Source organism: Amycolatopsis sp. 195334CR, from assembly GCF_017309385.1.
Taxonomy (GTDB): domain Bacteria; phylum Actinomycetota; class Actinomycetes; order Mycobacteriales; family Pseudonocardiaceae; genus Amycolatopsis.
This window is the reverse complement of record NZ_JAFJMJ010000001.1, coordinates 4,700,043-4,713,862: the sequence shown is the minus strand read 5'-3', so window position 1 is coordinate 4,713,862 and position 13,820 is coordinate 4,700,043. Positions and strand designations below refer to the sequence as shown.

The following is a 13,820-nucleotide window of genomic DNA, read 5'->3' as shown; positions in this document are numbered from 1 at the left end:
ATCGCACACATTAACGCGTGCAATACGCACGCATCAAGGGCATGGCAGGATGTCCGGCCATACCCGCATGGGTGATCTTGGTTCGACGAAAGGCTCGTGAGTTCCTAGGTGACCGAAAACGAGAAAGCCCGGCCCGCGCCGAACGGCGGCGGACCGGCGTTGTTCCGGTTGGTCAGGTTCTGGTCGCGCCGGTGGGCGCCCGAGGTGGTGGAGCGCCTCTACGAGGGTGCGCCCGAGACGTGGACGGTGCAGAACCTCTACGTGATCGACGCGATCCACAGCGCGGCGCAGGCGGATCCGGAGGTGACCGTGGCCGACGTGGCGCGGCAGCTCGGGCTGGACCGGTCGGTGGCCAGCCGGATGATCACCGACGCGGTGCGCGACGGCTTCGTGCTGCGGGAGACCTCCGGGCAGGACGCCCGCCGCGCCCGGTTGTCGCTGTCCCCCGCGGCGGAGAAGTTCCTCGAGGCCACGCACGAGTACCAGCGCGCGGCCTTCGCCGAACTGGTCGCGCACTGGCCGGCCGACGACCGGCGGCGCTTCGCCGGTTACCTGGGGAAACTCGCCTCGGAAGTACTCACGCGCTAGCCGGGTTCACCACCCTGGCCAGGAAGTAGACGGCCCCGGTGCCGGTGTGCCGCACCAGCAGCAGGAACGGCCGGTCCACCGCGACCGGTACCGGGTCGCCCAGTGGCATGGACACCATCCGGATCATCGCCGCGGTGGCCGCCGCGCCCTCCAGGCCGCTCTCGTCGAGGCGCAGCACCGCCTGGTGCAGCACGTCCGAGACGAGCAGCCGCGGGTCGGGGCTGAGCCCGGACAGGTCGGCGTCCGGGGTGAACAGCGTGCGCACGCCGAGCGCCTTGAGCACCGCGGTCAGATCGGTGCGCAGGTCCAGTTCGAGCTTCGGCAGCGCCAGGCTCACCTGGGTGAACGTCTTGGCGGACAGCAGTTCCGCGAGCTTCGGCGCGTCCAGCTCCGCCTCCGCGGCGGCCAGGTCGCCGTCGGGCAGCAGGACCACCGCCTCCACGTCGCCGACCGCGGGCAGGCCGACGACCTGCCAGCCGCCGGTGTGCGCGTAGGCGAGCTGCTCGGTCTGGTGCATGGTCGGCACCTCGACCTCGCCACCGGGGGCGTGGAAGGCGGCCGGGCGGGTGGCGCCCTCGCCGAACGGGTTCGTCCACGCGGTCTTCAGGTAGAGCGCGTTGACCACGGCCGCCACCGTGTCCGGGCCGACCGAGCCGGGGGTGAGCAACTCCGGGATCAGGTCGTGGGTGGTGGCGGCGATGTCGGCGTTGATCGTCCGGCGCGCGGCCTCGGGATCACCGACGAAGGGCGCGCTCGCCACCGAGCCGCCCGCCCAGTCCGCCAGTTCCGCGGTGAACTCGCTGCGGAGTTCCAGTTCGTCCCACGCCCAGAGCGTGTTCGCCACTTCGAGCACCGGGGTGTCCTGGTGGTCGGGGCCGTGCAGTTCGGCGGCGTCGCGCAGCAATTTGGCCTGGCCGCCCACCTCCCCGAGCAACCGCGTGAGCTCCTCGGCCGACTCGCCGCGGGCGGCTCTGGCCACCAGCGCCAGCGCGCTGGCCGCGGAGTACGGGGAGAAGCAGGTGTCGCGCGAACCGGCCTCGGCGTGCACGGCCAGGGCGAAGCGCAGGTGACTGGTTTCGGCTGGGTCGGCCATGCCACCGACCCTACCCGTGACGGCCCGTGTACCAGGAGTGCCAAGCGTAGGCCTGGGCGTCCGTGAGCGAGGCGACCTGGTCGACGACCACGCGCAGGCGGGCCGCGTCGTCGGCCGCGGCGGTCCAGGCCGGGCGGAAGATCGGGTCGAGCGGCTCGGGCGCGCGCCGGACCAGCACCTCGACCAGTTCGGCGAGCAGCTGGCGCTGGCCGTCCTGCATGGCCAGGCGACGCGGGTCGCTCATCACGTACCGCAGGGCCAGCGCCTTGAGCACGGCCACCTCGGCCCCCACCTGCTCCGGCACGGCCAGCGAGGCGGCGTACCGGGTCAGCGGGCCGTCGCCGTGGGCCGCCCTGGTGCCGGTGACCGCGGCCGAGGCGAACCGGCCGACCAGCTCGCTGGTCATCCGCTTGAGCGCCACCTGCGCGCCGAGCGAGGCGTCGTAGCGCTCGGCCAGCTCAGCCACCACCGGCAGTTCCAGCAGCCCGCGCGCGGCGCCCTCCAAAGTGGACACCGGGCAGGCGGAGAAGTGCTTGGCCGCCAACTCGGCCAGCGCGGCCCGTTCCTGGGCGTCGGCCAGCACGCGGAACGAGATGCGCTCGGCGAGCACGCCGTCCTCCACGTCGTGCACCGAGTAGGCCACGTCGTCGGCCCAGTCCATGATCTGGGCTTCGAGGCAGGTGCGGCCTTCCGGGGCGCCCTCGCGCATCCAGCGGAAGACGGCGAGGTCGTCGGCGTAGGCGCCGAACTTGGCCACGCCAGCCTTGCGCGGCCACGGGTACTTGGTGGCCGCGTCCAGGCAGGCCCTGGTCAGGTTCAGCCCGGCGGTCTCCGGCCCGTCGAGCACCTTCGGCTCCAGCCTGGCCAGGATGCGCAACGTCTGCGCGTTGCCCTCGAACCCGCCGCACGCCTGCGCGACCGCGTTCAGCGCGTGCTCGCCGTTGTGGCCGAACGGCGGGTGGCCGATGTCGTGGGCCAGCCCGGCGGTGTCCACCAGGTCCGGGTCGGCGCCAAGCTCCTCGGCGATGCCGCGGCCGATCTGGGCGACCTCCAGCGAGTGGGTCAGCCGGGTCCGCGGCACCCCGCTCACCTCGGTGCCTTCACCCGGGCCGACCACCTGCGTCTTCCCGGCCAGCCGGCGCAGCGCGGCGGAGTGCAGCACCCTCGCGCGGTCGCGGGCGAACGCGCTGCGGGCGTCGGCCCGCGCACCGTCGAGCACCGCGCCCTTGGGCGGCTCGGCGAGCCGCCGCTCGGCGTCGTGCGCCGTGTAGGAGTTCACCCACGCCAGCTTAACCGCCGCACCCTGAACCGTCGTCCGGTCGAAATAGGGGTTCCCCTAGGTACTTTCTCGGGTGCCGCCGGAAAGCAAACCAGGAGACGATTGTGATTCCAGTCACCACGAACACTGGAAGCACGGAGGCGGTGATGAGTTATGACAAGCGCCGAAAGAGCCGAAGTCGTCACTCCTGAGAGAACGCCGGCCATCACCCACCGGGCCCGCGCGATGCTGCGCGCGGTGCAGGCGGGCCGGGCGGAGCTGACCGCGAGCTGCGAGCCGGATCTCAGGGTGGACGGCCTCCACTGCAGTGACCAGGCGACTTCCCACGATCTGGCCAGGGCGGGGCTGATCAGGGCGGCGGGTCCGGCGTTGCCGGGCAGCTGGGTGCGCGCCGAACTGACCCCGGCCGGACTGGCCGCGCTGGCCCGTCCGCTGGAGGGCTACCCCACGCGGCGGCTCTCCGTGGTCCCGCCGCTACCGAATGAATCCGCGGCGTGAGAATTGTTTCCGCAAGGCGGGAGAATCACATGATCGGCGGTGCGGGAATACCGGTCGCTCAGCCGAGGCCGGTGCCGCCGATATCGTCGGCGGGGCGTTTCGAAAGCCGGTAGAACAGCAGCGCCCCGGTTTCCCGGAAGATGTACTTCGCCTGGGTTTCCCTGGTCTGCACGATCGGGCCGCGGTGGGTCGGCGAGGTCCACGCGTCCAGTCCGACGTCCTCGGCCATCGTCTCCGCGCGCAGCGAGTGCCACGGGTCGCTGACCAGTACGGCGCTGCTCAGCCCGCGCCGGTGCACCTCGTCGGAGACCGCGTGCAGCGTGCCCAGCGTGTCGCGCCCCTCACCGACCACGATGGTGCTCTCGCGGGGCACCCCGCGCTCGATCAGCCAGCGGGCGCCCGCCTCGGCCTCGGTGTAGCTGTCGCCCTCGGCGGAACCGCCCGAGGTGAGCACGTACTTGGCCACGCCGGTGTCGTAGAGCTGCTTGGCGTGCACCAGGCGCGCGCGGAACACCTCGGAGGGCTTGCCGTTGTACTGGGCGGCGCCGAGCACCACGATGACGTCGGCGGGTGAGCGGTCGTCGAGCCTGGCCACCTGCCACACCCGCACCGCCGTGCCCCCGACCACGAGCAGCGCGATCAGCACCGCGCCGACCACGGCACGGCGCACCCAGCGGGCAGCACTCACTCGTCCGGGAATACGCGCAGTCATAGTGGGGAAATCCTGACAGATTCACGCTCTGTAGCGACTACCCCCTACAGCCAGCCGCGGTCTTCCGCGATGCGGACGGCTTCCGCGCGCGTGCGCGCGCCGGTTTTCCCGATGGCGGCGGACAAGTGGTTGCGCACGGTCCCGTCGGACAGGTGCAGCCTGCCCGCCACGTCGGCCACCGTGGCGCCGTCGCCGGCGGCGCGGAGGACCTCGCGCTCACGCCCGGTGAGCGGGCTGGTGCCGGTGGCCAGCGACTCCGCGGCCAGCGCCGGGTCCACCACGCGGAGTCCACTGTGGACCCGGCGGACCGCGTCCACCAGCTGCTCCGGCGGGCTGTCCTTGACCACGAAGCCCGCCGCGCCGGCGGCCATCGCCCTGGTGAGGTAGCCCGGCCTGCCGAAGGTGGTGCACACGATGATGCGGCAGGCCGGCAGCGCCGCGTGCAGTTCGGCGGCGGCTTCGAGGCCGTCCTTGCCGGGCATCTGCACGTCCAGCAGTACCACGTCCACTTCGGACTCGCGGGCGAGCGGCAGCACCTCGTCCCCGGTGGCGGCCTGCGCGACCACCTCGATGTCCGGTTCCAGGCCGAGCATGGCCGCCAGTGCTCCTCGGACGAGGGCCTGGTCGTCGGCCACCAGCACCCGGATCACGCCGCGCGCCTCGGTCACGCTGCCTCCCCGGCGCTCGCGCGGACGCGGAAGCCGCCACCCGGGGCCGGGGCGGCGTGGATCGAGCCGCCCGCGGCGGTCAGGCGTTCACCGAGGCCGCGCAGGCCGTTGCCCTGGGCACCCGGCGGGTTCACCCCGTCGTCGGTGATCTCGATCCAGTCCGCCCCCAGCGACACCCGCACCACCCGCGCGCCCGAGTGCCGGATCACGTTCGTCACCGCCTCCCGCACCACGTAGCCGAACACACCCCGCAGCTCCGGCCGCACGTCATCGACCGCGGACGGCAGGTCCGCGCGGATCTCCGCCGCCCGCAGCGCCTCCCGCGCCCCCGCCAGTTCCGCGGGCAGCGACACCTCGCGGTACTCGGTCACCGTCGCCCGCACGTCGGCGAGCGTGCTCCTGGCCAGTCCCTCGATCGAGCGGATCTCCTCGATCGCCGACGCCTCGTCGTGCGCGGTCTCCAGCATGCGCCGCGCCAGCCCCGCCTTGACCGCGATCGTGGTGATGCTGTGCCCCAGCAGGTCGTGCAGGTCACGCGCCAGCCGCTCGCGTTCCGCGCCCACCGCCAGCGCGGCGATCTCCTCCTGCGCCGCGCGCAGCTGCCGCACCAGGCGCGAGAGCCTGCCCATGAAGAACATCGCGATGCTCACCGAGACCACCGTGACCAGGTCACCCAGCTCCGCCAGGAACCGCCCCTCCGCCAGCAGCCACCCGGTCAGCCCGAGCACCGCGACCCCGCCGGTGGCCAGCACGATCGGCGTCGGCAGCGCGAAGGCGATCAGCGAGATCGAATACACCATCAGGTACATCTGCTCGTCGCCGAACAACCCCAGCAGCGCGAACCCGACCGCCAGGTGCGCGGTGCACCAGGCGAGCCGCGTGCTCACCCGGCGCACCGGCAGCAGCACCGGCATCGCCAGGTACCCCGCGCAGTAGACGGCCACCAGCACGAAGGACAGCACGAGCACCGGCCACCGGTGCTCGTGCTCCAGCAGCCCGATGCTCGACGGGATGACGAACGGCAGCAGCAGCACCGAGGAGATGACCACCCAGCGCAGCGGGAACCGGCTCGGCCCCGGCACCCGCGGCCCGCCCCACCGGCCGTCCTGCCAGTCCACCATCTCGTTCCCCTCAGCCCCGGGCGCCGTCGCGGCGGTAGCGCCGGACCACTATCGCACCGAGCACCACGGTCCACCCGGCCAGCACGGCGACCGCGGTGCCCAGCCCGGCCGACAGCTCGCTGGTCACCGCGCCCCGGCCAACCTGGGTCAGCCAGTAACTCGGCAAGAGCTGCGAGACCCCGCGCAGCCATTCGGGCATGGTGTCGATCGGCACCCACAGCCCGCCGAGGAAGCCCATCGTCATGGTCACCAGCATGCCCAGCGGCTGCATCGACTCGGGCGTGCCGAACTGCCCGAGCAGCAGGCCCAGCAGCACGAACGGCACCGCGCCGAGCCAGCTGCCGAGCCCGGCCCGCAGCCAGCCCCCCGCGCTCAGGTGCACGTCCTGGGTGAGCACCGCGACCACCGGCACCAGCACCAGCGCGGGCAGCGCCACCAGCATCCCGGACAGCCCCTTGCCGCCGAGGTAACCGGTGCCGGACAACGGGGTCAGGCGCAGCTGGCGCTGCCAGCCACCGGCCCGTTCGAGCGCCAGCCTGCCCCCGCCCGCCATGGCCGCCGACAGCACGCCGAACGCCATCATGTTGACCATGAACACGCCGACCAGCTCGGCCCGGTGCGGGGCCTCCGCCGGCAGGAACAGGGTGGCCTGCAACAGGAACATGATCACCGGGAAGGCGATCGCGAAGAGCACGAACCGGGTGGAGCGGAAGGTGCGGCGGATCTCCAGCCGCAGGTAGGCCGGGCTCATCGGGCGCTCCCCTCGGCGGTCAGCGACAGGAACGCGCCTTCGAGCCCGACCGCGGACACCTCGATCTCGTGCGCCGCCGGGTACTCGCTCAGCAGGGCGCGCAGGGTGGCGTCGGAATCCCGGCTGGACAACGCGAGCTGCTCGCCGCGTTGCTCCACTTCGGACACTCCGGGCAGCGCACCGGCCGCGGCCGCGCTCAGCCCGGGCACCACCGCGCGGATCGTCCGGCCCCCGGCCAGCGCGCGCACCTGCGCCACCGACCCGTCCGCCACCACCCGGCCCGCGCGCATCAGCACCACCCGGTCGGCGAAGTCCTCGGCCTCTTCGAGGTAGTGCGTGGCGAAGAGCACGGTCCGCCCGGCGTCGGTGAACTCGTGCATCCCGCGCCAGAACTCCCGGCGCGTGCCGACGTCCATCGCCGCGGTGGGCTCGTCGAGCACCAGCAGGCTCGGATCGCTGACGAGCGCGATGGCGAACCGCGCGCGCTGCTGCTGCCCGCCGGACAGCTTGGTCCCGCGCCGCCCGGCCAGCTCGGTCACACCCGCGCGGCGCAGCGCCTCCCCCACCGGCAACGGCGCGCGGTGCAGCGACGCCACCATTTCCACCATCTCGCCGACGGTCGCGTCGTCGAGCAGCGCGCCGCCCTGCAGCATCGCGCCGACGACCCCGTCTGCCACCGCCTCGGCCGGGCTCAGCCCGAACACCGTGGCGGTGCCCGCGTCCGGGCGGGTCAGCCCGAGCAGCAGGTCGACGGTGGTGGACTTCCCGGCCCCGTTCGGCCCGAGCAGGGCGACGACCTCACCCGGCGCGATGGCCAGGTCGACGCCGTCGACCGCCCGGACTCCCCCGAAGTGCTTGCGCAGCCCGGAAAGCCGGACCGCGTGCGAATCTCTGGTCATGCCTCCAGCGTCGCGCCGGAGGCCGCCCGGTCCCCAGGCCGCCCGTCACGACCTGCCCATGACATCCGTCAGGGGTCAGCAGCCGATCAGCCGCGCGCCCAGGTAGGACTGGAGCTGGTCGATCGAGACCCGCTCCTGCGCCATCGAGTCGCGCTCGCGCACGGTCACCGCGTGGTCGTCGAGCGAGTCGAAGTCCACGGTGACGCAGAACGGCGTGCCGATCTCCTCCTGGCGGCGGTAGCGCTTGCCGATCGACCCGGCGTCGTCGAAGTCGACGTGCCAGTGCTTGCGCAGCGCGGCCGCCACGTCGCGGGCCTTCGGCGTGAGGTCGGCGTTGCGCGAGAGCGGCAGCACCGCGACCTTGTACGGCGCCAGCCGGTAGTCCAGCTTCAGCACCACGCGCTTGTCCACCCCGCCCTTGGCGTTGGGCACCTCGTCCTCGGTGTAGGCGTCGACCAGGAAGGCCATCATCGAGCGGCCGACACCGGCGGCGGGCTCGATCACGAACGGCCGGTAGCGCTGGCCGCTGGCCTGGTCGAAGTAGGACAGGTCCACGCCGGAGTGGTTCGAGTGCGTGGTCAGGTCGAAGTCGGTGCGGTTCGCGATGCCCTCGAGCTCACCCCACTCCTGGCCGCCGAAGCCGAAGCGGTACTCGATGTCGACCGTCCGCTTCGAGTAGTGCGACAGCTTTTCCTTGGGGTGCTCGTAGTGGCGCAGGTTCTCCGGCTTGATGCCGAGATCGGTGTACCACTCGGTGCGCGTGTCGATCCAGCGCTGGTGCCAGGACTCGTCCTCGCCCGGCTCGACGAAGAACTCCATCTCCATCTGCTCGAACTCGCGGGTGCGGAAGATGAAGTTGCCCGGGGTGATCTCGTTGCGGAAGGACTTGCCGATCTGGCCGATGCCGAACGGCGGCTTCTTCCGCGAGGTGGTCTGCACGTTGAGGAAGTTGACGAAGATGCCCTGCGCGGTCTCCGGGCGGAGGTAGTGCAGGCCCTCCTCGGACTCGACCGGGCCGAGGTAGGTCTTGAGCATCATGTTGAAGTCACGCGGCTCGGTGTACTGGCCGCGGTTGCCGCAGTTCGGGCAGGGCACCTCGGACAGGTCGTCCTCGCTGGCCTCCTTGCCGGTGCGGCCGGCGAACTCCTCCGCGAGCTGGTCGGCGCGGAAGCGCTTGTGGCAGGACAGGCACTCGACCAGCGGGTCGGTGAACACGCCGACGTGCCCGGAGGCCACCCACACCTGGCGCGGCAGGATCACCGAGGAGTCCAGGCCGACCACGTCGTCGCGGCCCTGCACCATGGACTTCCACCACTGGCGCTTGATGTTCTCCTTGATCTCCACGCCGAGCGGACCGTAGTCCCACGCCGACCGGGTACCCCCGTAGATCTCCCCGCACGGAAAGACGAAACCACGACGCTTGCAGAGACTGACTACGGTCTCGATGGTGTTGGCGGGCACTCCACGCTCCGTGACATGCGGGGACGGTTATCTGACTTGTCAGAGTATCCGCTGCACCACGAGCGCTCTGCGAGGGGTTTACCTTGGGTGAAAAGGCAAACGCGGATCACGGCCGGGAGACCAGCTCCGCGGTGACGATCCGGTTGTCCTCGTAGCCTTCCGTGCCGCCCACGTAGTCCCCGCCGCAGGTGACCAGGACCAGCCGGTGCGGGCCGTCCTGGCCGAACAACCGCTGCGCGTGGTCGGGCAGTTCGCTCTTGTGCAGCGTGACCACCTCGGTGATCCGGTACTTCCACTGCCCGCCACCGGTGTCGACCACGCTCACCTCCTGCCCGGGGTTGCTGCGCCACAGCTCGTCGAACGGGCCGTTCTGCCGCTTCCAGTTCACGTGGCCGGACAGCAGCGCCGCGCCCTGGCCGTCGCCGAGCTTCGCGCCCCACCAGGTGGCCTCGTCGAGGCCGTCCGGGATGGGCAGCACGCCGTCGGCGGTGACCTCCTTGCGGATCAGCTTCGCCGTGCCGCCTTCGGGCAGCCGTACCGTGCCGGGGCTCTGCGCGGGTTCGGCGACCTGCACCGCCGTCGGCGGCGCGGAGGTCTCCGCGGGCAGGTCGGGCGTCACCACCGGGGCGGGCGGCTGGGCCACCGGCACCGGGTCCGGGCCGCTCACCAGCACCCAGACCCCGACCCCGGTGACCACCACCGCGACGATCGCGAGCACCACCGCGATCAGCTTGCGGCGGCGGGGGACCTCGTCGACAGCGGGAGGCGTGGTCGGCGTCTCCACCAGGTCAGCTCTTCCGCTCGTCGACCGGCGCGGGACGGCGGCGCAGGGTGAGCACGGCACCCGCGCCCAGCAGCAGCCCGCCGCCGAGCAGCGTCAGGCCCAGCGGCGAGACCCCGCCGTCGACGTCCCGCGGCTCGATCGCACCCGCCGGGATCTTGGTCGGCACCTGCGGGGTGCTCGACTGCGGATCGGCGGGCTTGAAGTTCTCCGGGATGGAGCAGCTGACCCCACCGAACACGTACTGGCTCTTCACGTCCTCGAGGACTTTTTCGTCCTTGTCCTTGACGTGGGTGACGATCTCCACGAGCCACCCCGCGGCGGCGTTCAGCTCGCCGTCGCGCCACTGCTGCTGGCGGAGCAGGGCGTCGAACTCGGAGATCGGCCGCACGGTCAGGTCGGAGACGGTCTTGGCCGGGTCCTCGATCCCCTTCTTGGGATCGGTGTCCCGCGGGGCCCCGAACGGCAGGTCGGTCAGCTTCAGCTCGCCACCGGCGGCCGGGACCTCCTGCTCTTCGAGGTCACCTTCGGCGTTGCGCACCCAGAGCTTGTCCGCGGTGGTGGTGCCGGTGACCTTGTCGCTGCCCGCGCACTCGACGGTGGACTTGGCCTTGTCCAGCACCAGGACGGTGTTGTCGATCTCGGTCTTGCCGCCGATCGTGACGTCCTGCAGCGCGTAGTTGGTCTCCGCGGTGGCCGTGGGCACGTTGGTGTCCTTCAGCGTCGCCACCACGTTGTGGTCGCGGCTGGCGATGCCCTCCGGGTACGGGTTGTGGTCGGCGTTGTACTTGCCGAGGTGCACCAGGTAGTTGGCGCCGATGGCCTTCTTCTCGCCCTCGTCCTTCGGCAGCAGGTTGCGCTCCTGCGCCAGCCGGGACTCGCCCGCCTTGAGCGGTGACTTCTGCGTCTCGGTGACGACGGTGCCCGCACCCTCCCCTTCGCCCACCTTCGCCGCGGCGGCGTTGGCGTAGGCGACCGGGCCGGTCTTCTCATCCACCTGGGCCGATGCCACTCCGGGGACGGCCGCGAGGGCCAGTGCCGTCGTGCCGGCGGCCAGCTTCGTCACAAAACGCGTCATGGCTCCTCAGCTTCATAGGCGCTCTTGCCGTAACACACACGCGCGATCACTCGTTCGGGTTGCTCGCGCGACCCCAGACCCCGCGGCGCGGCCGCTGCTGCGGCCAACTTCGCACGGCAGTCCACAAGATAGGAAACTTACTCACGATTTCGACCGGATGTCACTCGAACGGCCTAGCGCCGAAGTGAAGCACTAGACTGGTAAAGACAACCCTTTTCGCCAACCGCTGGAGTGGACGATGCCGACGGTGAGCCCGGACGCCGCACCACCCGGTCTGCCGGAGGACGCCGAGCACGTGCACTCGCCGGCCAGGGCGCCGTCCCCGCACGCCCCGACCCCGTCGCCGGGCACCCTGGTCGAAGCCGGGGAACTGCTGCGCGCGCTGGCCGCGCCGGTGCGCATCTCGATCGTGCTGCAGCTGCGCGACGGCGACCGCTGCGTGCACGAGCTGGTCGACTCGCTCGAGGTGGCCCAGCCGCTGATCAGCCAGCACCTGCGGGTGCTCAAGGCGGCCGGCGTGGTGCACGGCGAGCGGCGGGGCCGCGAGGTGGTCTACCGGCTGGTCGACGACCACCTGGCGCATATCGTGGTGGACGCGGTGGCACACGTGCAGGAGGGCAAGCAGTAGTGAGCATCCCGACCCGAGGACCGGCCCCGCTGCCCGGACGCCGGTCCACCAAGCAGCGCGCGGCCGTGGTCGAGCTGCTGGACACGGTGGACGACTTCCGGTCGGCGCAGGAACTCCACGACGAGCTGCGCAAGCGCGGCGAGGGCATCGGCCTGACCACGGTGTACCGGACGCTGCAGTCGCTGTCCGAGGCGGGCGAGATCGACGTCCTGCGCACCGAATCCGGCGAGGCGATCTACCGGCGGTGCAGTTCGCACCACCATCACCACCTGGTCTGCCGCCGCTGCGGCTACACCGTCGAGGTGGAGGGCCCGGCGGTGGAGCGCTGGGCGGAGAAGATCGCCTCCGGCAACGGGTTCTCCGACATCTCGCACACGGTGGAGATCGTCGGCCTCTGCGCGGACTGCGCGAAGCGCTAGCCGGGCTTCAGCGCGTCCAGGATCAGCGTCAGGCCGAACTCGAACTCGCCCGCGTAGTCGTACCCGGGCTGCAGGACGTGCTCGGTCATCAGCTCCATGAGGTGCGGGTAGGCGTCGACGGGCATTTCGCGCTGGATGCCGGTGGCGACCTCGTCGAGTTCCTCGGTGTTGGTGAACGGCAAGGCCAGTTCCTGGAGCACGAAGCCGTACAGGTAGCTGTCGATCACCGAGAAGGCGTGCGCGGCCATCACGACCGAGAAACCGCCCGCCCGCAACGCCCCCAGGACGGCGTCGTGGTGGCGCAGCGTCGCCGGACCGGGCTGGCTTCGGGAGTCCATCAGGCCGACGGCCCACGGGTGACGCCGCAGCGCCGCCCGTGACGAGGTGGCGCGCTCGCGCATAGCCCGCTTCCAGTCACCGGTCGCCTCCGGCAGGTCGATCTCGCCGAACACCGCGTCGACCATGCCGTTGAGGATGTCGTCCCGGCCGCCGACGTGGTTGTAGAGCGACATCGCCTCGACGCCCAGCCGCCCGGCGATGGCCCGCATGGTCAGCCCGGCTTCCCCCTTCTCGTCGGCCAGCGCCATCGCGGCGGTGATCACCCGCTCCCGGCTGAGCGGTTGCCGTTTCACGCGCTGTGCCAAAACTGGTCCTCCTTGACGGGCTTACAACGTAAGTCTAGCGTTACTTACAACGTAAGTCCGGAAGGCGGGAGCGGGACGTGGACAAGGTCTGCATCATCGGCGCGTCGGGGAAGCTGGGGCGGTACATGGTCCGCCAGTCACTGGAGCGGGGGTACGAGGTCGTCGGCGTCTGCCGGGAGCGCAGCGTGGACAAGCTCGCCGAGTTCGAGGGCCGGATCACCGTGGTCCCCGGGCCGACGAACGACCGGGAGGTGATCCGGAAGGCGGTCGCCGGCTGCGACGGCGTGCTGACCGTGCTGGTCCCGTGGCGCGTGCAGCAGTACTCGTCGGGCACCGCGCAGGCCGTGCTCGACCACGCCGAACCCGGCGCGCGCCTGGTGTTCTCGTGCGGCTGGCACATCACCAAGGACGGCCAGGACCAGTACTCCTGGTTGTTCCGGACCGGGGTGAAGGTGGCCAGCGTGCTCGCGCGGTGGGCGCGCCTGGTGGAGATCGACGACCAGGTGGAGGCGTGCCGCCGGATCTTCGCCAGCGACCGGCGGTGGACCGTCGTGCGCGGCAGTGATCTGGAGGAGGGCGAGAGCCAGGGGCTGCCGGTGTGGAGCCGTCACGTCGGCGACCCGATCCTGGCCAGCAACCTGACCCGGCGGGTGGACTTCGCGTTGTTCATGGTCGAGGCGCTCACCGACGACACGCTGATCCACGAGGCACCCGCCATCGTCAGCCGCGTTTCGGAAAGCGCGCTAGCCGCCCAGCGCTGACCGCAGCTCCGCCGCCGCCGGATCGGTGATCACGTAGGTGCGGCCCTCGCGGGTGGTGAGGCGGACGGCGGGACCGCGGCTGAAGGCGAACGCGACCACGTCCCCGCGCCGCACCTTGTACCCGTACCCGCCGAACTCGCCCCAGGGGTCCACTTCGGACAGTTCGACCGAGGTGATCTCCGCGCGTGGCAAGGTTTTGGTGAACAACGGCACCACGGTCAGCCGCAGGTTCTCGGGGTCGACCTCGATCCGGCCGCGGAGGGCGAGCAGCACCCCGGCCACCCCGAGCAGCACCGCGGTGGCGATCGCGCAGGCGACCGGCTGGTCCCCGGCGAACCACCACATCGCCACGCACAGCAGCACGCACCCGGCGGCCACCCCGCGCAGGAACCAGGTCACCCCGCCGGGGAGCCGCACGGTCGTCCGGTACCGCACGGGC

General features: G+C 71.5%; 17 protein-coding genes. 5 read left to right on the top strand and 12 right to left on the bottom strand.

Annotated features, from left to right (window positions below; translation table 11 throughout):
- The first annotated feature begins 108 nt into the window (after positions 1-108).
- Entirely contained in the window at positions 109-588 is a 480-nt protein-coding gene (locus tag JYK18_RS22150; protein WP_206803837.1) for a MarR family winged helix-turn-helix transcriptional regulator, read from the top strand.
- Here the strand turns inward: JYK18_RS22150 and JYK18_RS22145 are convergent.
- A complete protein-coding gene (locus JYK18_RS22145) occupies positions 578-1,681 on the bottom strand; it encodes a serpin family protein (protein ID WP_206803836.1) in 1,104 nt (367 codons plus the stop codon). The two genes, JYK18_RS22150 and JYK18_RS22145, sit on opposite strands and share 11 nt — an antisense overlap.
- Before the next feature lie 10 nt (positions 1,682-1,691).
- Positions 1,692-2,960 carry a deoxyguanosinetriphosphate triphosphohydrolase gene (locus tag JYK18_RS22140; RefSeq protein ID WP_206803835.1) on the bottom strand — a complete coding sequence of 423 codons (1,269 nt, stop codon included), beginning with the start codon at positions 2,958-2,960 and terminating at the stop codon, positions 1,692-1,694.
- A 153-nt stretch (positions 2,961-3,113) separates the two neighbouring features.
- On the opposite strand from JYK18_RS22140, the gene JYK18_RS22135 reads away from it, so the two are divergent.
- On the top strand, positions 3,114-3,458 hold the full coding sequence (locus JYK18_RS22135) for a hypothetical protein (protein ID WP_242579320.1): 345 nt from the start codon (positions 3,114-3,116) through the stop codon (positions 3,456-3,458).
- Between the two features lie 58 nt (positions 3,459-3,516).
- On the opposite strand, the gene JYK18_RS22130 is transcribed toward JYK18_RS22135, so the two are convergent.
- The 8 genes from JYK18_RS22130 to JYK18_RS22095 form a co-directional block, all read right to left on the bottom strand.
- On the bottom strand, positions 3,517-4,170 hold the full coding sequence (locus JYK18_RS22130) for a YdcF family protein (RefSeq protein ID WP_153034951.1): 654 nt from the start codon (positions 4,168-4,170) through the stop codon (positions 3,517-3,519).
- Positions 4,171-4,214: 44 nt separating this feature from the next.
- Entirely contained in the window at positions 4,215-4,820 is a 606-nt protein-coding gene (locus JYK18_RS22125) for a response regulator (protein WP_206804413.1), read from the bottom strand.
- Positions 4,821-4,834: 14 nt separating this feature from the next.
- Entirely contained in the window at positions 4,835-5,959 is a 1,125-nt protein-coding gene (locus JYK18_RS22120) for a sensor histidine kinase (RefSeq protein WP_242579318.1), read from the bottom strand.
- A 10-nt stretch (positions 5,960-5,969) separates the two neighbouring features.
- Positions 5,970-6,710 (bottom strand): ABC transporter permease, encoded by a 741-nt coding sequence (locus tag JYK18_RS22115; protein WP_206803834.1) that lies wholly within the window; start codon positions 6,708-6,710, stop codon positions 5,970-5,972.
- A complete protein-coding gene (locus JYK18_RS22110; RefSeq protein WP_206803833.1) occupies positions 6,707-7,609 on the bottom strand; it encodes an ABC transporter ATP-binding protein in 903 nt (300 codons plus the stop codon). Before JYK18_RS22110 ends, JYK18_RS22115 begins: the two co-directional genes overlap by 4 nt.
- 75 nt (positions 7,610-7,684) lie before the next feature.
- Positions 7,685-9,070 carry a glycine--tRNA ligase gene (locus tag JYK18_RS22105; RefSeq protein ID WP_206803832.1) on the bottom strand — a complete coding sequence of 462 codons (1,386 nt, stop codon included), beginning with the start codon at positions 9,068-9,070 and terminating at the stop codon, positions 7,685-7,687.
- 106 nt (positions 9,071-9,176) lie between these two features.
- A complete protein-coding gene (locus JYK18_RS22100; protein ID WP_307795989.1) occupies positions 9,177-9,854 on the bottom strand; it encodes a class F sortase in 678 nt (225 codons plus the stop codon).
- 4 nt (positions 9,855-9,858) lie between these two features.
- Complete coding sequence (locus tag JYK18_RS22095) at positions 9,859-10,929, bottom strand: hypothetical protein (protein WP_206803831.1); 1,071 nt, start codon at positions 10,927-10,929, stop codon at positions 9,859-9,861.
- 238 nt (positions 10,930-11,167) lie between these two features.
- Here JYK18_RS22095 and JYK18_RS22090 point away from each other — a divergent pair, with 238 nt between their 5' ends.
- Together JYK18_RS22090 and JYK18_RS22085 are read left to right on the top strand one after the other, a co-directional pair.
- Positions 11,168-11,557, top strand: a complete 390-nt coding sequence (locus tag JYK18_RS22090; protein ID WP_206803830.1) for a helix-turn-helix transcriptional regulator — start codon at positions 11,168-11,170, stop codon at positions 11,555-11,557.
- Positions 11,557-11,976 carry a Fur family transcriptional regulator gene (locus tag JYK18_RS22085; protein WP_307795988.1) on the top strand — a complete coding sequence of 140 codons (420 nt, stop codon included), beginning with the start codon at positions 11,557-11,559 and terminating at the stop codon, positions 11,974-11,976. Before JYK18_RS22090 ends, JYK18_RS22085 begins: the two co-directional genes overlap by 1 nt.
- Here JYK18_RS22085 and JYK18_RS22080 read toward each other — a convergent pair.
- A complete protein-coding gene (locus JYK18_RS22080) occupies positions 11,973-12,620 on the bottom strand; it encodes a TetR/AcrR family transcriptional regulator (protein ID WP_242579316.1) in 648 nt (215 codons plus the stop codon). The genes JYK18_RS22085 and JYK18_RS22080 overlap by 4 nt on opposite strands.
- Positions 12,621-12,697: 77 nt before the next feature.
- Between JYK18_RS22080 and JYK18_RS22075 the strand changes: the two genes are divergently transcribed.
- A complete protein-coding gene (locus JYK18_RS22075) occupies positions 12,698-13,381 on the top strand; it encodes an NAD(P)H-binding protein (protein ID WP_307795987.1) in 684 nt (227 codons plus the stop codon).
- On the opposite strand, the gene JYK18_RS22070 is transcribed toward JYK18_RS22075, so the two are convergent.
- Positions 13,364-13,816, bottom strand: a complete 453-nt coding sequence (locus JYK18_RS22070) for a hypothetical protein (RefSeq protein ID WP_206803829.1) — start codon at positions 13,814-13,816, stop codon at positions 13,364-13,366. The two genes, JYK18_RS22075 and JYK18_RS22070, sit on opposite strands and share 18 nt — an antisense overlap.
- Between the last annotated feature and the right edge of the window lie 4 nt (positions 13,817-13,820).

Coding starts and splice junctions, on each gene's coding strand:
- JYK18_RS22145 (WP_206803836.1), bottom strand. CDS start 1,681: ATGGCCGACCCAGCCGAAACCAGTCACCTGCGCTTCGCCCTGGCCGTG.
- JYK18_RS22135 (WP_242579320.1), top strand. CDS start 3,114: ATGACAAGCGCCGAAAGAGCCGAAGTCGTCACTCCTGAGAGAACGCCG.
- JYK18_RS22130 (WP_153034951.1), bottom strand. CDS start 4,170: ATGACTGCGCGTATTCCCGGACGAGTGAGTGCTGCCCGCTGGGTGCGC.
- JYK18_RS22120 (WP_242579318.1), bottom strand. CDS start 5,959: ATGGTGGACTGGCAGGACGGCCGGTGGGGCGGGCCGCGGGTGCCGGGG.
- JYK18_RS22115 (WP_206803834.1), bottom strand. CDS start 6,710: ATGAGCCCGGCCTACCTGCGGCTGGAGATCCGCCGCACCTTCCGCTCC.
- JYK18_RS22110 (WP_206803833.1), bottom strand. CDS start 7,609: ATGACCAGAGATTCGCACGCGGTCCGGCTTTCCGGGCTGCGCAAGCAC.
- JYK18_RS22095 (WP_206803831.1), bottom strand. CDS start 10,929: ATGACGCGTTTTGTGACGAAGCTGGCCGCCGGCACGACGGCACTGGCC.
- JYK18_RS22090 (WP_206803830.1), top strand. CDS start 11,168: ATGCCGACGGTGAGCCCGGACGCCGCACCACCCGGTCTGCCGGAGGAC.